Source organism: Reyranella sp., from assembly GCF_004297265.1.
Classification (GTDB): domain Bacteria; phylum Pseudomonadota; class Alphaproteobacteria; order Reyranellales; family Reyranellaceae; genus Reyranella.
The window spans coordinates 17481-43322 of sequence record NZ_SCUT01000063.1; the positions used below are offsets into that span (position 1 = coordinate 17481).

General features: G+C 64.6%; 23 protein-coding genes. 11 read left to right on the plus strand and 12 right to left on the minus strand.

The genetic code is table 11. The features are described from left to right. Nucleotides 1–9: 9 nt before the first annotated feature. A complete protein-coding gene (locus tag EPO41_RS28350) occupies nt 10–504 on the plus strand; it encodes an endonuclease domain-containing protein (RefSeq protein ID WP_296332645.1) in 495 nt (164 codons plus the stop codon). 3 nt (nt 505–507) lie between these two features. On the opposite strand, the gene EPO41_RS28355 is transcribed toward EPO41_RS28350, so the two are convergent. Further along, nucleotides 508–1626 (minus strand): ferritin-like domain-containing protein, encoded by a 1119-nt coding sequence (locus EPO41_RS28355; RefSeq protein WP_296332648.1) that lies wholly within the window; start codon nt 1624–1626, stop codon nt 508–510. Nucleotides 1627–1766: 140 nt separating this feature from the next. Between EPO41_RS28355 and purC the strand changes: the two genes are divergently transcribed. The 6 genes from purC (at nt 1767) to grxD (ending at nt 6503) form a co-directional block, all read left to right on the plus strand. Continuing rightward, nucleotides 1767–2531: a phosphoribosylaminoimidazolesuccinocarboxamide synthase gene (gene purC, locus EPO41_RS28360; protein WP_296332650.1), complete on the plus strand. Its 765-nt coding sequence runs from the start codon at nt 1767–1769 to the stop codon at nt 2529–2531. A 9-nt stretch (nt 2532–2540) separates the two neighbouring features. Further along, nucleotides 2541–2783: a phosphoribosylformylglycinamidine synthase subunit PurS gene (purS, locus tag EPO41_RS28365; RefSeq protein ID WP_296332653.1), complete on the plus strand. Its 243-nt coding sequence runs from the start codon at nt 2541–2543 to the stop codon at nt 2781–2783. A 109-nt stretch (nt 2784–2892) separates the two neighbouring features. Continuing rightward, nucleotides 2893–3585 carry a phosphoribosylformylglycinamidine synthase subunit PurQ gene (gene purQ / locus EPO41_RS28370; RefSeq protein ID WP_296332655.1) on the plus strand — a complete coding sequence of 231 codons (693 nt, stop codon included), beginning with the start codon at nt 2893–2895 and terminating at the stop codon, nt 3583–3585. Between the two features lie 46 nt (nt 3586–3631). Continuing rightward, a complete protein-coding gene (purL, locus tag EPO41_RS28375) occupies nt 3632–5860 on the plus strand; it encodes a phosphoribosylformylglycinamidine synthase subunit PurL (protein WP_296332930.1) in 2229 nt (742 codons plus the stop codon). Nucleotides 5861–5869: 9 nt separating this feature from the next. Then, entirely contained in the window at nt 5870–6106 is a 237-nt protein-coding gene (locus tag EPO41_RS28380) for a BolA family transcriptional regulator (protein ID WP_296332658.1), read from the plus strand. Between the two features lie 55 nt (nt 6107–6161). Beyond that, nucleotides 6162–6503: a Grx4 family monothiol glutaredoxin gene (grxD, locus tag EPO41_RS28385; RefSeq protein WP_296332659.1), complete on the plus strand. Its 342-nt coding sequence runs from the start codon at nt 6162–6164 to the stop codon at nt 6501–6503. A 57-nt stretch (nt 6504–6560) separates the two neighbouring features. On the opposite strand, the gene EPO41_RS28390 is transcribed toward grxD, so the two are convergent. The 4 genes from EPO41_RS28390 to EPO41_RS28405 all read right to left on the minus strand — a co-directional run bounded on the left by EPO41_RS28390 (nt 6561) and on the right by EPO41_RS28405 (nt 12046). Next, nucleotides 6561–7814 carry a PepSY-associated TM helix domain-containing protein gene (locus EPO41_RS28390; protein WP_296332661.1) on the minus strand — a complete coding sequence of 418 codons (1254 nt, stop codon included), beginning with the start codon at nt 7812–7814 and terminating at the stop codon, nt 6561–6563. Nucleotides 7815–7823: 9 nt separating this feature from the next. Then, nucleotides 7824–10289 (minus strand): TonB-dependent receptor, encoded by a 2466-nt coding sequence (locus EPO41_RS28395; protein ID WP_296332663.1) that lies wholly within the window; start codon nt 10287–10289, stop codon nt 7824–7826. Between the two features lie 145 nt (nt 10290–10434). Then, nucleotides 10435–11376, minus strand: coding sequence for a FecR domain-containing protein (locus tag EPO41_RS28400; RefSeq protein WP_296332665.1), 942 nt, complete (start codon nt 11374–11376; stop codon nt 10435–10437). Nucleotides 11377–11512: 136 nt separating this feature from the next. Further along, complete coding sequence (locus EPO41_RS28405) at nt 11513–12046, minus strand: sigma-70 family RNA polymerase sigma factor (protein ID WP_296332667.1); 534 nt, start codon at nt 12044–12046, stop codon at nt 11513–11515. Between the two features lie 274 nt (nt 12047–12320). On the opposite strand from EPO41_RS28405, the gene EPO41_RS28410 reads away from it, so the two are divergent. Next, complete coding sequence (locus EPO41_RS28410; RefSeq protein ID WP_296332669.1) at nt 12321–15791, plus strand: Calx-beta domain-containing protein; 3471 nt, start codon at nt 12321–12323, stop codon at nt 15789–15791. Between the two features lie 12 nt (nt 15792–15803). On the opposite strand, the gene EPO41_RS28415 is transcribed toward EPO41_RS28410, so the two are convergent. Beyond that, nucleotides 15804–16568, minus strand: a complete 765-nt coding sequence (locus EPO41_RS28415) for a class III extradiol ring-cleavage dioxygenase (protein ID WP_296332671.1) — start codon at nt 16566–16568, stop codon at nt 15804–15806. Between the two features lie 131 nt (nt 16569–16699). On the opposite strand from EPO41_RS28415, the gene EPO41_RS28420 reads away from it, so the two are divergent. Together EPO41_RS28420 and EPO41_RS28425 are read left to right on the plus strand one after the other, a co-directional pair. Further along, nucleotides 16700–18229, plus strand: a complete 1530-nt coding sequence (locus EPO41_RS28420) for an ABC transporter substrate-binding protein (RefSeq protein ID WP_296332673.1) — start codon at nt 16700–16702, stop codon at nt 18227–18229. A 177-nt stretch (nt 18230–18406) separates the two neighbouring features. Beyond that, nucleotides 18407–19990: an ABC transporter substrate-binding protein gene (locus EPO41_RS28425; RefSeq protein WP_296332676.1), complete on the plus strand. Its 1584-nt coding sequence runs from the start codon at nt 18407–18409 to the stop codon at nt 19988–19990. Between the two features lie 89 nt (nt 19991–20079). On the opposite strand, the gene EPO41_RS28430 is transcribed toward EPO41_RS28425, so the two are convergent. Then, complete coding sequence (locus EPO41_RS28430; RefSeq protein ID WP_296332678.1) at nt 20080–20664, minus strand: flavodoxin family protein; 585 nt, start codon at nt 20662–20664, stop codon at nt 20080–20082. 145 nt (nt 20665–20809) lie between these two features. Between EPO41_RS28430 and EPO41_RS28435 the strand changes: the two genes are divergently transcribed. Continuing rightward, nucleotides 20810–21232: a helix-turn-helix domain-containing protein gene (locus EPO41_RS28435; protein ID WP_296332679.1), complete on the plus strand. Its 423-nt coding sequence runs from the start codon at nt 20810–20812 to the stop codon at nt 21230–21232. Nucleotides 21233–21235: 3 nt separating this feature from the next. On the opposite strand, the gene EPO41_RS28440 is transcribed toward EPO41_RS28435, so the two are convergent. The 5 genes from EPO41_RS28440 to EPO41_RS28460 all read right to left on the minus strand — a co-directional run bounded on the left by EPO41_RS28440 (nt 21236) and on the right by EPO41_RS28460 (nt 25831). After that, a complete protein-coding gene (locus EPO41_RS28440; RefSeq protein WP_296332681.1) occupies nt 21236–21847 on the minus strand; it encodes a 2OG-Fe(II) oxygenase in 612 nt (203 codons plus the stop codon). A gap of 247 nt (nt 21848–22094) precedes the next feature. After that, nucleotides 22095–23660 (minus strand): ABC transporter substrate-binding protein, encoded by a 1566-nt coding sequence (locus EPO41_RS28445; RefSeq protein WP_296332683.1) that lies wholly within the window; start codon nt 23658–23660, stop codon nt 22095–22097. Between the two features lie 154 nt (nt 23661–23814). Then, entirely contained in the window at nt 23815–24855 is a 1041-nt protein-coding gene (locus EPO41_RS28450; RefSeq protein ID WP_296332686.1) for an amidohydrolase family protein, read from the minus strand. Nucleotides 24856–24878: 23 nt separating this feature from the next. Beyond that, nucleotides 24879–25283: an AtzH-like domain-containing protein gene (locus EPO41_RS28455; RefSeq protein WP_296332687.1), complete on the minus strand. Its 405-nt coding sequence runs from the start codon at nt 25281–25283 to the stop codon at nt 24879–24881. A gap of 2 nt (nt 25284–25285) precedes the next feature. Then, complete coding sequence (locus EPO41_RS28460; protein WP_296332690.1) at nt 25286–25831, minus strand: sugar O-acetyltransferase; 546 nt, start codon at nt 25829–25831, stop codon at nt 25286–25288. Between the last annotated feature and the right edge of the window lie 11 nt (nt 25832–25842).

A 25842-nucleotide genomic window follows, 5' to 3' on the forward strand; every position in this document is an offset into this window, starting at 1 on the left:
GCGAGGAACATGAGCGTGAATTTCAGACTCCTCTCCCCCGATAGGGGGAGAGGTTGGGTGAGGGGGTTACGCACGAGCCTTAAAATCGGCACAACCATCGCGTTAATATCCGATATGAATAATCGGAGAACTACGACCGCACGCGAGTTCAGAAGGGACAGCACCAAGCCCGAAAAGATTTGCTGGGAATTGCTTCGCGATCGCCGGCTGGCCGGCATCAAGTTTCGGCGGCAGCATCCGATCGGCCACTACTTCGCGGACTTCGCCTGCCTCTCGGCAAAGCTGGTCGTCGAGATCGACGGCGAACACTACGCATTTCAGCAGGAACGTGACGCGCGTCGCACTGCGTTCATGGAACTCGAGGGCTGGCGTGTCTTGCGATTCTGGGCAGTCGAAGTCTTCGAAAGTCCGGAGGGTATCTGGATCGCGATCGAAGCTGCGTTGAAGGAGCGGTGCCCCACCCCCTCACCTAGCCTCCCCCCCTATCGGGGGAGAGGAATATGAAGGTCAGCCTGCCACCACATCCTTCGAGACGATGCGCTTTCGCTTGGCGTTGATCTCGCGGAGCGTCACCATCATTTCCTCGGCGACGATGTCGCCGGGGATGCCGTCGCCTTCGGCCTCCAGCTCCTTCATGTCGACCCAGACGCCGTAGAGCGGCGCGGTGCGGGAGGTGATGATCCCGGCGTGCAGGAGCGTCTTGATCAGGACGCGGAAGATATTGGTGCTTTCCTTCAGGTTGGCGCGGCGGTCCTCGTCGGTGAAGACCTCCTTCATCGCGTCGCGCACCCACTGCCAGTCGAGCCCGTACTTGGCGTAGATGACCTGCTTCTGCTCGGCGTTGATCAGGTTGAACAGCAGTGTCTGGAAAATCTGCGCCGCCCAGTCCTCGACCTTCCTGTGCTCCTCCTCGCTCAGATGTCCTATCGTGCGTGACGCCCAGATGCGGCCGAAGCGGTGGTGGAAGGCCTCGTCGCTCATCACCAGCTGGACCAGCCGGCGCAGGACCGGGTCGTTGGTCTTGGCATTGAGCGTCGCGAAGGAACCCATGGCGATGCCTTCGATCAGCATCTGCATGCCGACGATCTTCTTGTAGACCTCCTCCGTCGTCACCAAATCGGTGAGAACGGTCGCGATGGTCTTGCCCACCGGCAGGGGGGCTCCCCAGCGGCGGCCGATATAGCGCGTGAACCCTGCAACATGCCGGGCCTCCTCGCGGGCCTGGTTGGCGGCGTACTCCTGGGCACCGGGGTCGAGCAGGATGTGGCACAGGCTGGCCGACAGGGAGAGCGCGCCCTGCTCCCCGTGCAGCAGGTTGGAGATCGACCAGTGCATGACGTCGTTGCCGAGCCCGATCCTCTGGCCCTCGTCCAGCCGGTCCGCCACCGCGCTTTTCAGCTCGACTACCGTATCCAGCGGCATGATGGACGTCGTCGACATGTCGAACGGCTGGTCGAAGTCGATATAGCTCTTGTCGAACGGGTCCCAGAAATGGTCGTGGGTGGCCGAAATGATGCCGTCGAAGGCGTCCGTCCGGCGCCCATAACGGGGCACTTCCAGCATCGCCGGAAAATCCTCGCGCCCGACCGTGTCATAGGCCTTGTCGTAAGTGATTTGCTGGGCCATGTGAGGCCTCCTGTTCCACGGTCAATATGACGACCCCGTCACCTTTTTCAATGGATTTTTCCCCAATACCGGAGCATGGCGTTTCCGCCATATTCCGCCCGAACGGCGGGCGATCCGCATCGCCCGCGCAGGAGTGAGACATGTCCCGCCGTCGCCGCATCTACGAGGGCAAGGCCAAGACCTTGTTCGAGGGACCCGAACCCGGGACGATCGTCCAGTACTTCAAGGACGACGCGACCGCGTTCAACAACCAGAAAAAGGGGGTGATCACCGGCAAGGGGGTGATCAACAACCGCATCTCCGAGTTCCTGATGACCAAGCTTGGCGAGATCGGGGTGCCCACGCATTTCATCCGCCGCCTGAACATGCGCGAGCAGCTCATCCGGCAGGTCGAGATCATCCCGCTGGAGGTGGTGGTCCGCAACGTCGCGGCCGGCTCCTTCGCCAAGCGCTTCGGCGTCGAGGAAGGCACGCAGCTCCCCCGTTCGATCATGGAGTTCTTCTACAAGAACGATACGCTGGGCGACCCGATGGTCACCGAGGAGCACATCACCGCCTTTGGCTGGGCGACACCGCAGGACCTCGACGACATCGTGGCGCTGACCTTGCGCGTGAACGACTTCCTGTTCGGCCTGTTCCTCGGCTGCGGCATCAAGCTGATCGACTTCAAGATCGAGTTCGGCCGCCTCTACGAGGACGACATGGTCCGGATCGTGCTGGCCGACGAGATCAGCCCCGATTCGTGCCGGCTGTGGGACCTCAGGACCAACGAGAAGATGGACAAGGACCGGTTCCGCCGCGACCTCGGCAAGGTCGAGGAAGCCTACCAGGAAGTGGCGCGGCGCCTCGGCATCCTCATCGACCAGGGACCGGGCGACGTGCGCGGCCCCACCACGCTGCAGTAAAGAGGCGACATGAAAGCCAGAGTCCACGTGACCCTCAAGAACGGCGTGCTCGACCCCCAGGGCAAGGCCATCGGACATTCGCTCAACCGGCTGGGCTTCCCCGAGGTCGGCGACGTGCGCCAGGGCAAGTTCATCGAACTCGAACTCGCCGAGACCGACAAGGCGAAGGCCAAGGCCCGCGTCGAGGAGATGTGCAGGAAGCTTCTCGCCAACATGGTGATCGAGAACTACTCGATCGAACTGGTGGGCTGATGATCACGTCGCGTCTTGGCTGGGGGCGCGCCACTCCAGTGGCGCGATCTTCGTCTTCATCAACAACGACGCGCCACGGAGTGGCGCGCCGCCAGCGGAAGATCATGAAATGAAAGCCGCAGTCCTCGTCTTCCCCGGCTCCAATCGCGAAGGCGACGTGGCGCAGGCGATCGAGCTGGTCACCGGACGCCGGCCGCAGATGGTGTGGCACGGCGACGGCGACTTCGAGAAGGTCGACCTCATCGTGGTGCCGGGCGGGTTCTCCTACGGCGACTATCTGCGCTGCGGCGCGATGGCCGCGCAGTCGCCGGTGATGGCCGAGGTCAAGAAGCGCGCCGCCCAGGGCGTGCCGGTTCTCGGCATCTGCAACGGCTTCCAGATCGTGACCGAGGCCGGCCTCCTGCCGGGCACGCTGATGCGCAACTCGCACCTCAAGTTCGTCTGCGCCGACGTCCATCTCCGGGTCGAGACCAGCCAGAGCCTGTTCACCAACCGCTACCAGGCGGGCCAGGTGATCAAGGTGCCGGTCGCCCATGCCGAGGGCAACTATTTCGCCGATGCCGACACGATGAAGCGGCTCGAGGATCGTGGCCAGATCGCCTTCCGCTACTGCGGGCCCGACGGCTCGATCGTCGACGGGCGCGGCAATCCCAACGGCTCGAGCAGCAACATCGCCGGCGTCTTCAACGACACCAAGACGGTGCTGGGGCTGATGCCCCATCCCGAGAACGCGGTGGAGCCGATGTTCGGCGGCACCGATGGCAAGGCCCTGTTCGAGGGCATGGTGGAAGCCCTTTCGTGAGAGACGCGTCGTGACCGTTGCCCCGGAAAAGAACCCGCCCGTCAAGCTGCCGAACGAGCCGGCGATCACCCCGCAGATCGTGGCCGAGCACGGTCTGGCGCCGGACGAGTACGAGCGCCTGCTCAAGATCATGGGGCGCACGCCCACGATGGTGGAGCTCGGCATCTTCTCGGCGATGTGGAGCGAGCACTGCTCCTACAAGTCCTCGAAAGTGTGGCTGAAGAAGCTGCCGACCAAGGCGCCGTGGGTCATCCAGGGGCCGGGCGAGAATGCCGGCGTCATCGACATCGGCGACGGCCAGGCCGCCATCTTCAAGATGGAGAGCCACAACCATCCTTCCTACATCGAGCCCTATCAGGGCGCGGCGACGGGCGTCGGCGGCATCCTGCGCGACGTCTTCACGATGGGCGCGCGGCCGGTGGCCAACCTCAACGCGCTGCGCTTCGGCGATCCGGAGAACGCCAAGACGCGGCACCTCGTGTCCGGCGTGGTGGCCGGCATCGCAGGCTACGGCAACTGCATGGGCATTCCCACCGTGGGCGGCGAGACCAATTTCCATGCCGCCTACAACGGCAACATCCTGGTCAACGCCATGACCGTGGGCGTCGCCGCGACCGACAAGATCTTCTATGCGGCCGCCGCCGGCATCGGCAATCCGATGGTCTATGTCGGCTCCAGGACCGGCCGCGACGGCATCCACGGCGCCACCATGTCCTCGACCGAGTTCAACGAGGACAGCGAGAGCAAGCGCCCGACGGTGCAGGTCGGCGACCCCTTCGTCGAGAAGCTTCTGCTGGAGGCCTGCCTCGAGCTGATGGCGACCGACGCCATCATCGCCATCCAGGACATGGGCGCGGCCGGCCTCACGTCCTCCTCCTTCGAGATGGCGGCCAAGGGCGGGCTCGGCCTGGTCATGGAGCTCGACAAGGTGCCGATGCGCGAGACCGGCATGAATCCCTACGAGCTGATGCTGTCGGAGAGCCAGGAGCGCATGCTCATGGTGCTGAAGCCCGGCCGCGAGGACGAGGCGCGCAAGATCTTCGAGAAGTGGGAACTCGACTTCGCCGTGATCGGCCATCTCACCGATACCGAGCGCATGGTGCTGACCTGGCACGGCGACGTGGTGGGCAACATCCCGATCCCGCCGCTGGTCACCGAAGCGCCGATGTACGAGCGGCCGTGGACCCTGACGCCGCTGCCGGCCGAGCTGGATGCCGCCAAGGTGCCGGCGCCGGAAGACTGGAAGGCCTCGCTGCTCACCCTGATGAGCTGCCCCGATCTCGCGAGCAAGGCGTGGATCTGGCACCAGTACGACCATCTCATCATGGGCAACACGGCGATCCGGCCGCAGGGCGGTGACGCCGCGCTGGTGCGCGTGCCCGCCGCGCCCCAGGGCACCAAGAGCGCCGGCCATAAGGGTCTCGCCATGACGTCGGACTGCACGCCGCGCTACGTGCAGGCCCATCCCGAGACCGGCGGCCGCCAGGCCGTGGCTGAAGCATGGCGCAACATCACCGCCGTCGGCGCCCGGCCGCTCGCCGTGACCGACAACATGAACTTCGGCAACCCGCAGAAGCCCGAGATCATGGGCCAGTTCGCCGGCGCCATCATGGGCATGGCCGAGGCCTGCACCGCTCTCGACTTCCCCGTCGTGTCGGGCAACGTCTCGCTCTACAACGAGACCGAGGGCCGGCCGATCCTGCCGACCCCGACCATCGGCGCGGTGGGCGTGATCGACGACATTGCGACCTCGGCGGGTTCGCGCCTCGACCAGTCGGGCCTCGCCCTTGTGTTGATCGGCGAGACGAAGGGCTGGCTCGGCCAGTCGATCTATCTCCGCGAGTTGCACGGCCGCGAGGAAGGGGCGCCGCCGCCGGTCGATCTCGCCGTCGAGCGTCGCAACGGCGACTTCGTGCGCGGCCAGATCGTCGGTCGCCGCGTCCATGCCTGCCACGACCTCTCCGACGGCGGCCTGCTCGTGGCGCTCGCAGAAATGTGCCTCTCTGGCGGCACCGGCGCCTGCATCAAGCTCCCCCAGGGCATCGCCGCCCCGCACGCCTATCTCTACGGCGAGGACCAGGGTCGCTACCTGATCGCCACCGACGATGGCGGCGCCCTCGTCGAGGCCGCACAAAAGGCAGGCGTCCCGGCCGTCCTGCTGGGCTATTCCGGCGGGCCGAACATCACGGTCGACGGGTTGCTCAGCGTGCCGCTCCAGGAGCTGCGCAATGCCCACGAGGACTGGCTGCCCGGTTACATGAACAGCGCCGCCTGAGGATTTCTCATGCCCATGCAAGCAGACGACATCATTCGCCTCATCAAGGACGGTATCCCGGACGCCGAGGTCGAGATCCAGGACCTCGCCGGCGACGGCGATCACTATGCAGCAACGGTCATTTCGGCCGCTTTTGCCGGCAAATCGAAGATCCAGCAGCACCAGATGGTCTATGGCGCGCTGGGCGGCCGCATGGGGGGCGTTCTCCACGCCCTCAAGCTGACCACCATGGCGCAGCGACCCTGAACGCCCTATATTCAGGCAACCCCCGCGCCCCGAAGGCGCCCCACGGAGATCGATCATGAGCGAACCCCAGGTGTTCGAGCGTATCCGCGACGAGATCGGCAAGAACGACGTTCTGCTGTTCATGAAGGGCACGCCCGTGTTTCCCCAGTGCGGCTTCTCGGCCGCGGTGGTCGACGTGCTGAGCCAGCTCGGCGTGAAGTTCCATGGCATCAACATCCTCGTCGATCCGGAACTTCGCCAGGGCATCAAGGAATTCAGCCAGTGGCCGACGATCCCCCAGCTCTACGTGAAGGGCGAGTTCATCGGCGGCTGCGACATCATCCGCGAGATGTTCGAGACGGGTGAACTCGAGCAGGTCTTCAAGGAAAAGGGCGTGGCGCTGGCGGAAGCCGCGTAACACACTCCATACAGTTGTGATCTCGTAGAAACGGGGGTGCTCAGGCGCCCCCGTTTTTCATTCGGCGGGTGCGAGATTCGCTCTCTCGGCTCGGCCGCGCCGCACCGCGAGCCTCGCGCGCCGCTTGCGATACCAGATAACCACGCCCGTGACCGACAGCGCGGCGACGACCAAGCCCATCACCGAGATCAGGACGCGGCCCGACAAGCCGAGAATGCGCCCCGAGTGCAATGGAAACTGCGCCTGCAGGAAGATGTCGGCCGCTGTCCCAGTCCAAGGCTGGCGCGCACCGAGCGACGCGCCGGTCCTGCCATCGAAATAAAGGATCGCGGGCCCGACTCCGGCCGCTCCGCGATCGGCACCGGTCCGATGGAATCGGACGCCATAGATGCCGAACCCCGGCGTGTAGAAGGCGCTGCCCATCGGCTCGGACCACCCTCTTCGTGCCACCTCTGAGCGAGCGCGTTCGACGATCTCGCGATAGCCCATCGCGGGCTCGATCGGCTGGTGCCGTCCAGCCGGCGGCTGTTGCGAGAAGATATTGGGCGTGACCTGCGAGACCAAGGACATCAGCGGATAGAAGATCTCGCGATAAAGATTGAGCGAGAACCCCGTGAACGCGATCGTCAACAGCATCGCCCAGAGCCACAGGCCGAAAGCACGATGTATGTCGAAGGCGACACGGTATCGGCTACCCGAAACCTTGATCTGCCACGCCGGCTTCCACCGCAACCACCAGCTTCGTCCGTGCCTGGCGGAGCGACGTGTCGGCAACGTGAGATAGAATCCGACGAAGCAATCGATCGTCCAGACGATGGCGACCGCGCCCAGCAACCAGCGCCCCCACAGGTCGACGCCCCATATCTCGGGCAAGTGAAGGCTGTAGTGCAACTTGTAGAGGAAGGAGACGAAGGTCTCCCGGTTGATCGGCCATGCGGCACCCCACTCACGCGCGCCGAGCTGTTCGCCCGTCGCGGGATCCAGGAACACCTGATTGAATCCCAGTTCATGGAGCTTGCCCGTCGCCGGATCGACGGTCGGCCGAACCGATATGGGCATCGCCTCACCGGGCTCGACCGCAAAGGGAAACGACGCCACGCGGAGGCGCGGGTCGCGGGCTTCGACCCTCTCGACTAGGTCCAGGGGCGGCAGCGCCACCCCCGCAACTCTTGCCTCCGTCAGATGCGGATTGAGCAATTCGTCCAGCTCGTGATCCCAGGAGATGACCGCACCGGTTAGACCTGAGACGAAAAGAAAGCCCGCAATCCCGAGACCAATCCAGCGATGAAGGATCGTCCAGGCAAGCCTCACCGCGCCGACTCAGAAATCCGCCGTCAGCGACAGCATGAACGTTCTCGGAAGGCCTTCGGTCATGAAGCCGTTCGTCGCCATCCAGTAGTTGGCATTGCCTACGTTGATGGCATTGGCGCGCAACGTCAGCGGCTTGCCGTCCGGCCGTTCGAAGGTGTAACTCGCGCCGAGATCGACGCGTGCCCAAGCCGGTGCGACCTGTGTGTTCGCGGGATCGATGTAGGCTTGCCCCGTATAGAGGATCCGCGCCGAAACACCGACCCCCTTGAGAAATGGCATATCCCAGTCGAAGCCGAGGTTCGCCTGGAACCGGGCGGCACCGGGCGCGGTTTTTCCATTGTTCAGCCCACCGGCTGTATTGGTCAGGACCGGATCGAGCACGGTGAAGCCCCCCAGCGGCTTGAACCCGGGCAAGGGCTCGCCGAAGACGATGAACTCGATGCCGCTGTTTCGCTGCTGGCCATCCACGGTGAATGTACCTGCCGAGGTGAAGGAGCTGGGCCGCGTGATCTGGAAGGCGCTGAGAGTTGCCCCGAAATTGCCAAGATCAAGCTTCGCACCGACTTCGAACTGCCGGGACACGAAAGGCGCGAAGGCTTGACCTGCATTCAAGGTGCCGGCACCGGCGATCGGCCCGCGCTCAAGCGCTTCGATATAGTTGCCGTAGAGTGCGAACTCCTTCCAGGGCCTGATTACCATGCTCACGGTCGGTGTAACCGCTCCCTGATCCGAACCCGGCGTTGCTGGCGTGACGAGACCGGTGATGGGGCTGAAGTTCGAAAGCTGGATACGCTGGTTCCGGATGCCGGCGATGATCTGCACGCGGTCATCCAGCATGAAAAGACTGTCGACCAGCCCGACGCTCGTCATGACGGTGTCCGACGTCGGCGCCGGCGGCGTAAGCGCGGCGCCCGGAACGTTCGGGGCGGCGACGACCTGGGGCGTGTAAATGTTGTTTGCAAAGGCTGGCGCGAAGCCCGCCGTGTTGCGAAAGCCGCTGAGTTCCTTCTGGTAAGTCACATTGGCCGCCGCCTCATGACGGATCGATCCCGTCTCGAACTTGCCGCGTACGCCAACATCGGCCGAGAACGTGTCCAGGAAAGCGAGCGTCCGGATCGACGATCCGCTCATGCCGCCCTGGGTGTTCAACAGCGTCGAAATGGTGGTGAGCGAATCACGGGTGGAATTGCGTCCACCGGCTTTGATGTAGCCCGTGAAGTTCCGGCTGAAATCATGCTCCAGGCGGACCATGCCGTAGAGATCGCCGAAACTGAAGAATTCCCAGGGCTGGTTGTAGTTGTTCTGGGCGTTCGGCGCCGGTGGCACGTTGACGCCCGCGGCGAGGAAAGTACCAAGGCGAGGCCCGTTGATGATGCGCTTCTGATAGCCGAAGTCGGCGTCCATGCGCGTGTTCTCACTGCGATAGTCGGCACCGAGCGTCAGTTGGAGGAGATCGTCGGTATTATTCGAGACCGACGTGTTGCCGCCGCTGTAAGCCGCATTGGCGCGAAGGCCTAACTCCTTGTTCGGACCGAAGCGCTTGCCGACGTCGAGCGCCCCGCCGAACTGCAAATTCGACATGTAGCGGGCCGTCGCTTGATAGATCCCTTCGTCGGGCGCACGCTTTGTGACGAAGTTGATCGTACCGCCGATGGCACCGTTGGCGGCCATGCCGTTCAGCATGGCTGTAGGTCCTCGGAAAACCTCGACCCGCTCGATGCCGACCATGCCGATCGAGGGCTCGGGATTTATGCCATAGAGCCCGTTCATTCCCATGTCGCGGACGAAGACCTGGAAACCACGGATGATGAGGCGATCGTCCAGCGATCCCTGCGGATAGATGCTGCGTATGGTCGGATCGACGGCGACCACCTCAGTCAGGGTCAGCGCCTGCTGATTCTGGATCGTTCTCTCGGTATAGACCGTGCTGCTGAACGGTGTGTCCATGTAGTCTCGGTTTCCGAGAACGCCGACCCGACCGCCTCGCGCGACTTGACCGCCGGCAAAAGGCGGCGGCAGATTTCCAATCTCAGCCTGCGAGGGAGCGAGATTGCCTTGCACCTGGACGGGATCGAGTTGCAGGGCGCCCGAGGCGCCAGGTGCGGGCCCGACGACGCTGACCGCGGTCGGCGAGGTGAAGCGGTAGGTGATGCCAGTTCCAGCGAGAACCTGCTGCAGCGCGCTTTGGGCGCTCATCATGCCGTACACGCCGCCACTCGACTTGCCCGCGACGGCGGCGGCATCGACCGCCACCTGAAGACCGGACTGCCGGCCGAACTGCGTCAGGGCCTGCGCCAGCGGCTGCGCGGGAATGTTGAAGTCGACGGGCGCGGCGCCAGCCTGCGCCTGCTGCTGATCGTCGACGACTGCCTGAGCGAGCGCATCCTGCGCCTTGGCGGCAACGAGGGCGGCGCTGCCCATCAGCGCCGTCAACAGAACGACCTTGCCGGATACCCTACGCTTCGACTGGCTCACGCTTCGACACTCCCCCGGCTCCGTGCCGGCGGGTTCACGGAGGACCACGAGGCGGACGATGCGACCGCCTCTAACTTTCACGACAAAGCGGCGAGCCACCGATTAAGGCGAAAGACACAAAAAAGTTCAGGCGGATGCGAGGCGCCTATTTGCCCGAGATCAGCATGAAGTACGGCGTCACCAAACGGATCCTGCCGCTCTGCGTATCCACGGCCGCCGTCAGCGCCTCGACGGGACGCCGCAGGTTGAACACGCCGTTGACCCGACGGTCCGCCATTGCCGAATCCTCGAAGACGATCACGCCGCTCTGGTAGCGGCCGAGTTCGTCGGCCACCGCCCGCAGCGGCATGTCGTGCACGATCAGGCGGCCGTCGCGCCACGCCGCGACATCCTCTGGCGCCACCTCGCTCCGCACATCGTGCCGGGTCGCCCGATCGATGGTGAGACGCTCGCCGCGCGTCAGCGTGGCCGGCGGGGCGCCCACGGCACTGGCCACCCGCACGATGCCGGACTGCACCGACACCGCGACCTGCCGCGAGTTGGTCTGCACGGCGAAGGCGGTGCCCACCACCGTCACCGAGACATCGGCCGCGCGCACGACAAAGGGACGCTCGGTCGACGGCACGACCTCGAAGAAGGCGCTGCCCTCCAGCAGCACGATCTCGCGCTGGCCAGCCGTGAAATTGACGGAGACCGCGCTCTGGGCATCGAGCATCGCCAGGCTGCCATCCTCGAGCCGCAAGGTGCGCGTCTCGGCCGTGCCGGTGAGATGATCGGCCTCGAGCTGCAGGCGCAGCGCCGGCCAGGACAGCGCGGCGGCGCAAGCGATCAGCGCAACGGCCGCCAGCGCCAGCGACCGGCGCAGCAGGCTCGGGCGCGCAGATGGGACCGCGGCGATGGCCGGCAGCGGGGGCAAGGCTTTGGCCTCCGGTTCGTCGACCGGAGTCGCGAGAGCGTCGAGCCGCGCCCAGACGCGCTTCATCTCGTCGAACGCGGCCTCATTCGCCGGACGGCCAAGCCACGCCTCGAATTCCGTCCGGACGGAGCGGTCATCCGGATGGGCTTCCAGCCGCAGCAGCCAGTCCATGGCCTGCTCTCGGGGCGTCTGCTCTGGGGTTTCCACTCGGCTCAAGAATGTCCTGGGTTCACGCGGCGGGATCGCAAGACGCGCTCCCCCTTTGATAGATCAAGGACGCGCTGCCGGTTTAAGGCGATGGAGAAATTTATTTCGATGGGCGCTCGTCGCCCAGCACGCGCCGCGCCGCGTGCAGGCCCGCTTCCTTCACGAGCTGGTGGGCTCGCGGCACCGAGATGTCGAGCTGCGCCGCGATCTCGCGCAACGGCCTGCCCTCGATCTTGTAGAGGCGAAAGGCGGTCTGCGTGCGTTCGGGCAACTCGGCAATGGCCTCGGCCATGACTCTGAGTTCGTCCTTGTAATGGAGGACCTGCTCAGCCGAGGGCACGTCGTAGACGACGTTCTCGACCTCCGGCACCGCAACAACGACCTTGCCCTGCTTGGCCGTGCGCCGGACGAGGTTCAGCGCCAGGTTCCGGACGATCGCATAGAGGTAACCCAGAGGCTGGCCGACTTCGCCATCCTGCTGGAGCCGGTCGGAGAATTTGAGCCAGGCCTCCTGGACGATGTCCTCGGCGCTCGCCCGGTCGCGCACAATCCGCGCCGCATAGTTCAGCAGCTCGTCGCGATTTTCCCTGTAGAGGGCGAGCGTCTCCGCCGGCTGCACCAGATACCTTGGCAATGCGAATGGTTCGCAATCTGATATCGGAGATGGTGAGGAAGATCAATGGATCGTGAGTGAGAGCCCAGTTCTGGTCTTGTCGAAACGGAGTGCTCAGGCGCCCCCGTTTTTCTTTGGAACGCGCTACTCAAGTAGCGCGCTCCAATGAGTCACTAGGATATCACAGCTTGATTGCGGCCCTTGGACGGGTGCGACATCGAACGGTTATGGTATCAGAGTACCACATACGGATATCGCGAGATCGGTACCTGAGTTGGAGTCGGAGGGGCGAGTCATGTCGAACGGGACGTTCACGGAGTTTCTGGACGCGCTGCGGGCGTTCGAATCGGGCGTCGACTACGATCGCTATCTCTCGGGACAGATCACCGAGGCCCAGATCCGGAGCTGGGTGGGCGACGACAACTGGAACGCCTATCAGGCCGGCGAACTCTCCTGGCGTGACATGCAGTACACCTCCGTGAATTCGCTGGGCTTCGTCGGCTATCAGTTCGGCGAGCCGCTGCTCATCGACCTCGGCTACTATCTGGACAATACCGGCAACCTGTGGACCGGCAATTTCACCGGCAAGAACGGCGTCGACAGCTTCGACACGCTCAAGACCGACATCCAGGAAGCCATCATCCTCGATGCCTTCGGTTACAACCTCAACGTCATCGAGAGCGGACTCGAGGCCAAGGGCACCAGCCTCGACGCGCTGATCGGCACCCAGCGCACCTATGTGGACACCAACGGGCAGAGCGTCACCGTCACGCTCACCCTGACCGGCATCCTCGCTGCCGCCCATCTGCGCGGGGCCTGGGGCACGCTGGACCTTCTCAACAACGGCAGCGCCTCGGCCGACGAATACGGCACCTCTATCCTCAAATACATCCAGCAGTTCGGCGCCTACGACACGCCGAGCTTTTCGACCCTCATCGCCGCCCATGAGAGGGGCAAGACACTCGCCTTCGCCGAGGAGCTCTGGCACGACGATTTCAACAATGATGGCGCCGTCGCCGACTATGCAGGCTGGGACGGCACCCAGGCGGACGGCGGCTCCACGGGTGGGTCCACTGGTGGCTCCACTGGCGGAGGGACAGGTGGCGACGGCGTGGCCACCGTGACCACCATCAGCTGGATGTGGGGCACCAATACGGTCCTCGCCTTCGACCCGGACGTCGACGTGCTCGATTTCGGCTGGTTCCAGAAGGACAATTTCTCCATCGCCGAGGTGGGCGGCTCGGTGATCATCACCATCACCGGCAACAACCAGACCTACAGGCTCGACGGCGTGACGCTCGCCGAGCTCAGCATGGACAATATCCGCGCGAAGGACGCGGGCGCGGTCCAGGAATGGGACGCGGCCCTCGACTCGGCAGAGCCGGCGATGCCCAGCCTGTCCATCGCCGACGTGTCGCTACAGGAAGGCGACTCCGGCACCAGGCTCATGACCTTCACCGTGACCCTGTCCGCGGCGGCAGCCGGCCCGGTCACGGTCGCCTATTCGACGGCCGACGGCACCGCCACGGCCGGCAGCGACTATGTTGCCGCCAGCGGCACCCTCACCTTCGTGGCGGGGGAAACGTCTAAGACCATCCAGGTGACGGTCAAGGGCGATACGGCGGTGGAGGGCAATGAGGCCATCACCGTCCATCTCGCCAGTGCCTCCGGCGCGACCATCGCCGACGGCTCGGCAACCGGCACCCTGACCAACGACGATGCGGCGGCCACGTTGCCCGCGCTCTCGGTGGGCGACGTCTCCATGCGCGAGGGGGATTCGGGCAGCGCCGAGCTGATGTTCATCGTCACGCTCGACAAGGCCGCGACCGGCCCCGTCACGGTGAACTACGCCACCACCAGCGGCACGGCCGCCGCGGGCTCAGACTATGCCGCACTCGCCGGAACACTGACCTTCGCGGCCGGCGAAACCTCGAAGATGGTGCACGTGGTCGTCAACGGCGACACCGTCGTGGAGGCGAATGAGACCTTCTCGCTCACGCTTTCCAACGCCACGGGCGCAACCATCGCCGACGCCACGGCTGTGGGGCAGATCACCGATGACGACACGGTGCAGGATCCGGGCAACGGTTCCGGCAAGGTCTATCTCATCAGCTCCGTGAGCGGCGCCGACATCGTCGGCTTCAATCCGTCGGTGGACAGGATCGACCTCGGCAACGCCAACATCCATTCCTTCATCATCATCGACACGCCCCAGGGCTTCGGCTTCATGAGCCCCTGGAGCGGCGAGACGGTGATCGTGCAGGGCGTCCGGCTCGCCGACCTCTCGGTGGAGAATTTCGGGTTCATCGACAACAATCATTTGCGCGAGGCGCTGAGCGGCGCGCTCGCCTGGGAGAACGGACCGGTGCTCGCGGCCGACACCGTCTACATGCGCTCCCATGAAGTCGGACAGGTGGACCGGGTTGCCTTCGATCCCTCGACCGACGTGGTGAGCTTCAAATTCTACGGCAGCCGCGAAAACCTCTCGATGAGCGACAGCACCGAAGGCGTGGTCATCGCGGATCTCAGCACGGGCCAGAAGCTCATCCTGCTCGGCGTCATACGGGCCGACCTCTCCCCGGCCAATTTCGAGTTCACCTTCACCCAGGTCCGCGAGGACGACCTGCCCGGCAAGATCGGCATGGGCCAGGCATCAAACATCCAGATCGTCGACTTCAACCTGCCCATTGCCGGCGGGGGCACGGTGACGGGGGCATCCGGGGCGACCGATGGCGTGACCGGGAACGATGACGGTGCGCTTCCCGCGCTCTCCATCGCCGACCTCTCGGTGACGGAAGGCAATGGCGACCACGCCCATTTCATGTTCGTGGTGACGCTCGACAAGGCCGCCGACGGCCCGGTGACAGTGGCCTATTCCACCGCCCACGGCACGGCCACGGCCGGTGAGGACTATGTCGCCTCCAGCGGCACCGTCACCTTCGCCGCCGGCGAGACCACCAAGATGGTCCATGTGGACATCGCGGGCGACCTGCTTGCCGAGGGCAACGAGACCTTCACGGTCAAGCTCTCCAACTCCGCCGGCGCCACGATCGCCGACGGCACCGCCATCGGCACCATCGTCGACGACGATGCTGCGGTACTGCCGGCCCTCTCCATCGCCGACCTCGCGGTCGCCGAGGGCAATGGCGAGCACGCCCACTTCATGTTCACCGTGACGCTCGACAAGGCCGGCACGGGCCCCGTGACGGTGGCCTATTCCACCGCCAACGGCACTGCGACCGCCGGCTCGGATTATGTGGCTACCAACGGAACCCTCACCTTCGCGGCGGGCGAAACCTCGAAGACGGTGCATGTCGATATCAGCGGTGACACCGTGTTCGAGGGGAACGAGACCTTCGCGGTCACGCTTTCCAATGCCAGCGGCGCCACCCTTGCCGATGCGACCGCCGTCGGCACCATCGTCAACGACGATCGCGCGCCGGACCAGGGCCACGTGGGCAATGGAAAGGCCGATACGTTCGCGATCACCTGGGCCTGGGGCACCAACAAGGCGATCGATTTCGACACCGCCCTCGACACGCTCGACTTCAGCTGGATGACCAAGGACAATTTCTCCATCGCCGAGGTGAACGGCTCGACGGTCATCACCGTCGAGGGCAACAACCAGACCTACAAGCTGACCGACGTGTCGCTCGCGGAACTCTCCCTGGCCAATATCGCCGCGAAGGACGCCAGTGCCGTCTCGGAATGGACCACGGCTTTGGACGCCGCGCGCGCGGCGCACGACTACGATCTGATGATTTGAGGCGGGGCGCCCTTACCCGAACGCGTAGGCGGCCATCGACAGGTTCCCCAGCGTGAAGCTGCGATGGAGCGCCCGACCCCGCGCACCTTCGCCGGCCGCTCCATACGCGACATGCAGCGGCAGGAAGTGCTCGTCCGTCGGATGAGCCTCGCGGGCGTAGGGGGCGCGGGCGCGGTAGTCCGCGAGCGCCGCCCCGTCGCCCTTCTCCACCGTGTCGGCCAGCCAGTCGTCGAAGGCCTGCGCCCAGGGCTCGGGCTCCGAGGCATCCTCGCTTCGGACTAGGGCGCGCAGATTGTGGATCGCGCTGCCGCTGCCCATGACCAACACACCCTCCTCGCGCAGCGGCGCCAACTTGCGGCCGAGGGCAATGTGATGCGCGGGGCTGAGCGCGGGCTGCACCGAGAGCTGGAAGATCGGGATATCGGCTTCGGGCCAGCCCAGCATGGCCGGCACCCAGGCGCCATGATCGAGACCGCGATGATGATCGTGCGCGGCGCCTGTGAGCTTCGCTACCGTCTCTGCGAGCTTCGGCGCACCGGGCGCGGCATATCGCAACTGGTACAGCGCCTCCGGGAATCCGTAGAAATCATGGATTGTATCGGGCTTGCGGGCCACCGAGACGACAGGCACGTCCGTGTCCCAATGCGCCGATACAGCGACAATGGCCGTCGGGCGCGGAATTTGCTGGCCGAGGCCCGCCAGGAAGGCGCGTGCGGGCGCGTCGCTCAGGATGAGCGTCGGTGCTCCGTGGGACACGAAGATGGTCGGCATCGACATATCTTTATTCCTCCGGTACCGCCTGCCAGCCTGTATGCGAACAGGTTCGAGTTTATCATGAGAAGGGTAGTTTGATGTTGAGTTTGCGTAGACGGGTCGCCTTGGCGGCATCACTCGGATTGGCGGCCGCGATGGCCACGGTATCGGTCCCGGCGGCGGCCGAGACGACGCTGAGAATGGTGTCGCATGCCGACATCAAGATCCTCGATCCGATCTGGACCACGGCGCTGATCACCCGCAACCATGGTTACATGATCTACGATGTCCTGTTCGCCAAGGACGCCGACCTCAAGATCCAGCCGCAGATGGCGGAGAAGTACACCGTCTCCGACGACAAGCTCACCTGGACGATCACCCTGCGGGACGGCCTCGAATGGAGCGACGGCACGCCCGTCACCTCCGAGGACTGCATCGCCTCCATCAAGCGCTGGGGCGCCCGCGACGGCTTCGGCCAGCTGCTGCTGAAGGCCGCCAAGGACATCAAGGCGGTCGACGCCAAGACCTTCGCCATCGAGCTGAAGGAGCCGTTCGGCCTGGTCCTCGACGCGCTCGGCAAGCCCTCGTCGAACGTGCCGTTCATGATGCCCAAGCGGGTCGCCGAGACCGATCCGAACAAGCAGATCGAGGACTATACCGGCTCCGGCCCCTTCATCTTCAAGAAGGAGGAATGGAAGCCCGGCGAGAAGATCGTCTACGTCAAGAACACCAAGTACAAGCCGCGTAACGAACCGCCCTCGATGCTGGCCGGCGGCAAGGTCGCCAAGGTCGACAGGGTCGAATGGCTGGCCATCCCGGATCCCAGCACGGCGGTGAACGCCCTGCTGGCGGGCGAGATCGACCTGATCGAATCGCCGGTGCCTGACCTCTTCCCCATGCTCAAGGCCGACAAGAACATCGCTTTGTTCGGCTGGAACGCGCTCGGCAGCCAGATCATCATGCGATTCAACACGCTGCACCCGCCCTTCAACAACGTGAAGGCGCGCCAGGCCGCGATGTGGGCGCTGGCCCAGGAAGACATGCTGCGCGCCCAGGTCGGAGATCCCGAGATCTACAAGGTCTGCAATGCGCCCTTCGTCTGCGGCACGGCCTACGGCAAGGAATATGGCGACCTGCTGATCAAGCCCGACCTCGAGAAGGCGCGTCGGCTCCTGAAGGAGAGCGGCTATGACGGCACGCCCGTCGCGATGCTGCAGCAGACCGACCTGCAGTCGTCCAACCAGGTGCAGGCCGTCGCAAAGCAGCAGCTCGAGAAGGCCGGCTTCAAGATCGACCTGCTGGCGATGGACTGGCAGACCGTCGTGGCCCGCCGCGCGCGCAAGGAAGCGCCGGCGCAGGGCGGCTGGAACATCTTCTTCACCACCAACATCACCCTCGACCTCGACAATCCCGGCGTCAACGCCTACGCCGCCGGTACCTGCGAGAAGGCTTGGTTCGGCTGGCCATGCGATCCCGAGATCGAAGTCCTGCGTGCCGCTTTCATCAAGGAAAGCGACCCGGCCAAGCGCAAGGAACTGGGCTACGCCATCTCCGACCGCCTGATGGACCAGGGCTTCTACGCTCCGGTCGGCCAGTACAAGGCCTTCGGCGCCTACCGCAAGGACCGCCTGAGCGGCTGGCTCGCCGGCCCCGTCCCGGTGCTCTGGAACATCAGCAAGAAGTAACCGCATAGCATCGACCATCACGGTATCGGGGGGCCTTCGCCAAGCCGGCGAAGGCCCCCTTCTCTTTTGCAAGGGACGGGCGCCGGGCGAGACGCCTTTGGCATCGACACTGCTTTATTCCTCCTCCGGCTCGTGGCAGCCTGTGTGAAGTTGGGGATGGAAACGGGAGGACGAAACATGGAAATCATGCGGAGATTGCGACAGGTCGCAGCCTGTCTGGCCTTGTCGACGGCAGCGGCGGCACTCGCGGCGCCGGCCTCGGCGCAGACCCTGAAGATGGTCGCCCATTCCGATCTGAAGGTCCTGGACCCGATCTGGACGACCGCCTTCATCACCCGAAACCACGGCTACATGATCTACGACACGCTGTTCGCCCAGGATGCCGAAGCGCGCATCCAGCCGCAGATGGTGGACAAGTACGAAGTCTCGGCCGACAAGCTGACCTGGACCTTCACGCTGCGTGACGGCCTGGCATGGCATGATGGCCAGCCCGTCACCGCCGAGGACTGCGTCGCCTCGATCAAGCGCTGGGGCGCCCGCGACGCCCTCGGCCAGGAGATGATGAAGGCGGTCGGCACGATGAAGGCCATCGATGCCAAGACCTTCCAGATCGTCCTGAAGGAGCCGTTCGGCCTCGTCCTCGACGCGCTGGGCAAGCCGTCCTCCACCGTGCCCTTCATGATGCCCAAGAGGGTCGCCGAGACCGACCCGTTCAAGCAGATCGACGACTACACCGGCTCCGGCCCGTTCATCTTCAAGAAGGATGAATGGAAGCCTGGCGAGAAGGTCGTCTACCTCAAGAACACCAAGTACAAGCCGCGCGCCGAGCCGCCTTCGATGCTGGCCGGCGGCAAGGTGGTGAAGATCGATCGCCTCGAATGGCTGGCGATCTCCGACCCGAGTACGGCGGTCAATGCCCTGGTCCAGGGCGAGATCGACCTCATCGAGATTCCGGTGCCCGATCTCTTCCCGCTGCTCAAGGCCGACAAGAACATCGAACTCTACGGCTGGAACGCGCAGGGCAGCCAGATCATCATGCGCTTCAACCACCTCCACCCGCCGTTCAACAACCTGAAGGCCCGGCAGGCGGCGATGTATGCGATCGCCCAGGAGGATTTCCTGCGCGCCCAAGTGGGCGACCCCGAGATCTACCGGGTCTGCAACGCGCCGCTGGTGTGCGGCTCGCCCTACGAGAAGAGCTACGGCAACCTGCTGATCAAACCCGACCTCGAGAAGGCGCGCCAGCTCCTGAAGGAGAGCGGCTATGACGGCACGCCGATCGTCATGATGCATGCGACCGACCTGCTCTCCTCGAATCAGCTTCCGCCGGTCGGCAAGCAGGCGCTGGAGAAGGTCGGCTTCAAGGTCGACCTGCAGTCGATGGACTGGCAGACGGTCGTGACGCGCCGCGCCAAGAAGGATCCGCCGGCCCAGGGCGGCTGGAACATCTTCTACACGACCACGGTCACGGTCGGTACCGAGAGCCCGGCCGGCAATTCCTTCACCAGCGGCGGCTGCGAGAAGGCTTGGTTCGGCTGGCCGTGCGACCCCGAGATGGAGAAGCTTCGCACGTCCTACGCCAGGGAAGTCGACCCGGCCAAGCGGAAGGAGATCGCCATGGCTGTCTCCGACCGGGTGATGGACCAGGCGACCTACATCGTGCTCGGCCAGTACAAGGCGTTCGGCGCCTACCGCAAGGACCGGATCAGCGGCTGGCTGCCCGGCCCCGTGCCGGTGATGTGGAACATCAGCAAGAAGTGACACGCCTCCAGGCGTGCCATCCCGAGCCCTTGCGAGGAATCTTTCCGAGCCGGAAGGATCCCTCGCCTGGCTCGGGATGACACGGACCATTAAGCCGCCTCGGCGATCGGCACCTCGCGCCACCGCCGGGTGGCTTCGGCGACCCGGCGGCCCAGCGCCTCGAAGGTCTTGAAGTCGCTGGCGCCGATTCCCTCCACGCCCTGGTCGGCATTGGCCTGCGCCATCGCGCCGATCGACGCGCCCACGCGGTTGAGGTCGGCACTCGAGCCCTTCGAGTGGTTGTTGCCCGGCGGCAGGCCGAGACCCACCCACACCATGCCGTGCTGAACCGCGAGGGTGAGCAGCTGGTAGAGCGTGTTGTGCTTGTCGCCGTTCCAGGACGCGGAGACGGTGAAGCCGGCGGCGAGCTTGTTGCGCCACTTGCCTTCCATCCAGCGGCTCGACGTCCAGTCCTTGAACTTTGCGAAGTCGGCCGACACACCGCCCATGTAGGTCGGGCTGCCGAAGACGATGGCATCGGCGGCGTCGAGTTCGGCGGCACGGGACTCCGCCTCGGCGACCGGGATCAGGCTGACATCGATACCTGGAACCGACCGGACGCCCTTGGCGACGGCCTCGGCGAGAGCCTGTGTATGGCCGTAGCCAGAGTGATAGACGATGGCGACATTGCTCATGTTGGCTTCCAATCCTTTGATTTGACTGAAGAAATATCCATTTAGTTTCTTCAGCCCAGTTGCTTTCACAAAGTGACTGGAAAGAGTTAGGGAGGTCGCTATATATTCACCAGTAGGTACCAAATCGTAACCTGAAGGTTTTTCCATGAACACCCTGACCCCGGTCACCCCCACCAAGGCCAAGGAAAGCGTCAGTTGTCCCATGGACTTCATCCTGCGCATGCTGATGGGGCCGTGGACGACCTACATCCTCTACAATCTGCGCACACACGGGCCGCAGCGCTTCGGCGAGCTGAAGCGTCGGGTTTCCGGGATCTCGGCCAAGATGCTGACCGAGCGTTTGCGCACACTCGAGGGGGCGGCACTGGTGAAGCGCGACTATGAGGCCACCATCCCGCCCAAGGTCACCTATTCCCTCACCAAGCGCGGCGGGGAGCTGGACGAGGTGATGGACCGGCTGGCCGCGATCGCCATCCGCTGGGAGGCCGAGGACGCCGCCAAGCGCAACGGCCGCCCGATCGAGCCAAAAGTCCCCGAGAAGGCGGCGGTGCTGCAGGCGGCGGAGTAACGGTCAGCCGCACAGCCAGATGTTCACAGCGAAGCGGCCGTCGCCAAAGGCGCCATCGGGACAGGAGACGCGCTCAACCTCGTGACGTGCCGTCGAGGGGAAGACGAGCAGGCTGTCGTGCTCCGGCTCGACGTCGATCGTCTCGCCGCCGCCAAGGTCGAAGATCCGGAGACGCCCACCCGTGAAGCGACGCGGCTCGCGGTGGAAGTAGTAGACCATGGTGAGCCGCCTCCGGCCGCCCGGCATGTACTGGTCGCCGGTGAAGGTGTCAGTGTGCGGCCGGTAGAAGGCGCCGTCGCCATGCGCCACCATTTCCATCTGCGTGCTGTTGGGCGGGGTGTGGGTCATTTCGAAATCCGTCTCCAGCTCCGCCTGCAGGGCCAGCGCCTTGCGGCGCAGCGGCGTTGCGAAGGCACCGAGATTTTTCAGGACGGTGGACTGACGGGTGTGCGCTTCGAGACGGCCCGTGCCCTCATGGGCCAGGCGTGTCGGTATGAACCGCGCCTCGGCGGCGAGCGCATAGGCCAGCAATCGCGCCGAGCCCGCCCCGCCCAGCCAGCCTGCGAGGATCCGGTGGGGCGGAAACCGCCCGCCGAGGAAGGACGGTTCCGACATCCGCCAGCTTTCGGCGCGTTAGCGGTTGCTGGCAAGACATTGTTTTGGAACGCTAAACCGAGCGCCAGTTAAGCATAGCCCGAGGATGTTCAAGCAAAACATCAGAAAAGGGCGTTAAGCAGGGAGTAGTGGATGAGCCACTAGTCCCCGTCATTAATGTGAAACCCGAGCAGATTGGCCCCGCCCAGAGTTCATCCAAGATATCAACCGGAGCCGGTCCGATGCCCACGAATCGAGGGTATCGCCCCTACTTCTTCGTCACGCCCCAGAAGACGGTCACCGGCGGCGGCGGGTTGAGCGTGCCGATGTTCGAGCGCACGGCGCCGACGCCGAACCATTCGCCGAGCGGCACGTGGGTCACCACCTTGATGGCGCGCTCCTGCACGGCCGTGGCGGCGGCTTTCTTTTCGGCTTCCGTGGTCGCCTGCACGTACTTGTCACGCAGCTTCTCCAATTCCTCGTCACAGGGCCAGCCCGAGCGGGCCTTGTCGCAGCTCGCGATCAGGAAAGGCGTCATCAGCGGATCGAGGATGTCGACCTGGGACCAGCTCGTGGAGAAGGCATTCCAGCCGCCCTCCGAGACCGGCACCTTCTTGGCCAGTCGCACGATCACGCTCTGCCAGTCCAGCGACACCATGTCGACCTTGAAGCCCGCCTTCTCCAGCAGCGACTTGGCGACGGGGCCCAGTTGCTTGATGACGCCGAGGTCGCTCGGCGCCAGCAGGGTGACGGGCGTGCCGTCGTAGCCGGCCTCCGCCAACAGCGCCTTCGCCTTGGCGGCATTGCCCTCGATCAGTCCAGCCATGCCCGCGTCGGTCGCCAGCGGCGAGCCACAGGTGAACATCGCCTTGCAGGTCTGGTAGAAGCGCTTGTCGCCGATATTGGCCTGCAGGAAGTCCTCCTGGTTGAGGGCCAGCGCGGCGGCCTGGCGGATCTTCTCATTGTTGAAGGGCGGCAGCAGCCAGTTGGGCCGGAAGGCATACTGGTTGGAGACGCGTCCCTTGATGACGCGGATGCCCTTGTCCTTCTCGACCAGCGGCAGATGGTCGGCGGAGACGCCTTCGAGCATGTCGATCTCGCCGGTCAGCAGCGCATTGACCTGGGTCTCGGCATCGGGAATCCAGACCCACTCGACCCGGTCGACGCTCACGACCTTGCCGCCGGACAGTCCCGACATCGGCTCGGAGCGCGGCTTGTACTTGGCGAACTTGGTATAGACGAGCTTCTCGCCGGGCTTCCACTCGTCCTTCTTGAACACGAAGGGGCCGGAGCCGATGTACTCCTCGATCTGCTTGAACGGATCGGTCTCGGCGATGCGCTTGGGCATCATGAACGGCACGACCACCGAGGGCTTGCCCAGTGACTCGATCACCGCCCCGAACTTCTCCTTCAGCACGATCTGGAAGGTCTTGGGATCGACGACCTTATATTCCTTCAGCGCCTGAGCCATCTTCTGGCCCATCGCGTCGCGCGCCGACCAACGCTTGAGGGAGGCGACGCAATCCTCGGCCGTCACCGGTTGGCCGTCATGCCATTCCAGCCCGTCGCGCAGCTTGAAGGTCCAGACGAGCCCATCGTCGGTCGTGGTCCATGTGTCGACCATCTGCGGCTTCACCTGGAACTTCTCGTCCATGGCGAAGAGCACGTCGTAGAGCATGTAGCCGTGATTGCGCGTGATATAGGCGCCGCTCCAGATCGGATCGAGCACCTTCACGTCGGAGTGCATCACCACTTTCAGGGTTTGTGCCGACGCGATCGGCATGGCAGCCACGGTGGCAAGTGCCGCGACGGCAGATAGTAGGAAACGACGCATGAAGAGGCCCCATGAACAACGCGAGGGCGAAAATTCTAGGGCGAGTTCACAGCCTATGTCAGTGCGATAAGGCCCGCTGGAGGAAAAAGAATCATCAGCCGGCGGAACGCGCCGGATGATTCCTGACACGGTTCTTGCAAGAGCGCCGCGAAAGTCAGAGCGCGAGCCTGTAGACCCGTGTGGCCGTGCCGGAGAACAAGGCCTGCTTTTCTGCCGCCGACGCCCCCGTCGAGATCCGCTTGAAGGCATTCCACAGCACGCCGTAGCCCGAAGTGATCTTGTCGACCGGGAAGTTGCTCTCGTACATGCAGCGGCCGACGCCGAACAGTTCGATGCAGGTTTCGATCCAGGGCCTGAACGCCTCGGCGAGCTCCGGCGATCCCGGCGGCATCGGGCGGCGGTAGAAATCGAAGAAGCCCATCGCCATGCCGAGGCCGCCCAGCTTCACCACGATGTTCGGGCGCTTCGCCAGCTCGGCCATCGACCTCTTCCAGGTCGCCCGCACCTCGTCGTGACGACCGGCATAACCGGCATAGCCGAGCGGTCCACCGACATGGTCGAGGACGATATGCGTGCCCGGGAAGGCATCGGCCAATTCGGCGATCTCGGAAAGCTGCGGATGGTACAGCCAGGCATCAAAGGTCAGGTCGCGCTTCGCCAGCTCGCGGAAGCCCTCGCGCCAGGTGAGATCGCGGGTCTGCTCGGGCGCCGGATCGTTGCGCGAGTTGCGGATGCCCGGATCGGCGTCCCAGCCGGTCTGGTGGCGGATGCCCTTGAAACGGCCGTTGCCGGCGGCGATCTGGGCGTCGAACACGTCGCCCGCCTTCTCGCCGAGGCGCAGGTCGACATGGCCGACGATGCCGGCGCAGGCGCGCAGGTTCCCATAGAGGCCCGACGCACTCATCGCCGCCACGCCGTTGGCGAATTCGGTTTCGCCGATGCAGCGCAGCTCGGCGGGTCCGTCCTTGCGATACATGGAGTGGCAATCGACAAACACGGTGCCGACGATGTTGTGACCGGTCCTGGTATCGGCCAGCAGATCGTGGAACAGGTAGTCGTTGTCGGCACGCTGCCAGAGATGATGATGCGGATCGACGATAGGCAGGTCGGGCTCGAGCGCGGGTTCGCTCACCTTGGCGACCCAGGCGGGGTCGGGATTCATCACGTTGCCAAGGCTTTCGGCGGGTTGGGCCATCGTTTCCTCCATTGTCGATCTTGTTAGTGGATCGGCTCTTCGGCGATCATCGAGACGTGGGCATGGACGACCTTCCAGCCGACGTCGGGAAAGCGCACCCAGGTCTGCGTCTGCCGGCCGGTCATCTCCCTGCCGCGCACCTTGTAGACCAGCGAAACCGTCGCGATGTCGCGGCCCAGCGTGACGATGTCGAGCCGCAGCCGCTTCTCCTTCGTGCCCGCCCCCGGCGGACGGGCGACGCGAAAGGCGTGGATGCGATCGAACCCGTAGCCGTGTTCGTGGTTGGCGAGACGGATCGTGTGCGGGCTGTTCCAGAAGGTGGCGTCGAGCACCTCCACGTTCTTGTCGATCAGCGCCTGTTCGTAGCGTTCGAACAGCTCGCGCACCTCGGCCACGACCTCGGGAATGTTCGGCGTCAGATCCGTCACGCTCACCTCACTTTTGCTGGATTTCCCACGATAGTAACGCCCGCCGGCACATCGCGAGTGACGACCGCGCCCGCGCCGACGATCGCCCCGTCGCCGATGCTGACGCCAGGCAGAATGATCGCGCCGCCGCCGATCCAGACATCGGCACCGATGACGATGGGCCGGCCGAACTCGAGGCCTGCGCGGCGCTGCGCGGGATCTCGCGGATGGTCGGCCGTCAGGATCTGCACGCCCGGCCCGATCTGCGTGCGGTCGCCGATCGCGACCTTCACCACGTCGAGGATCACGCAGTTGAAATTGAGGAACACGCCCGCGCCGAGGCTGATGTTGTAGCCATAGTCGCAGTGGAAGGGCGGCCGAATGTAGGTACCCTCACCCACCGACGCCATGATCTCGCGCAGCAGGGCGGGATAGTTCTGCTGCGTGGCGGCAATAGAGCCGTTGTAGCGGTCCATCCACTCCGCGACGCGCCGCGCGTCGGCGGCAAGCTCCTCGCCGGTCGCCCTGTAGAGTTCGCCCGCCAGCATCTTCTGCTTTTCGCTCGCCACGAAACCCTCCG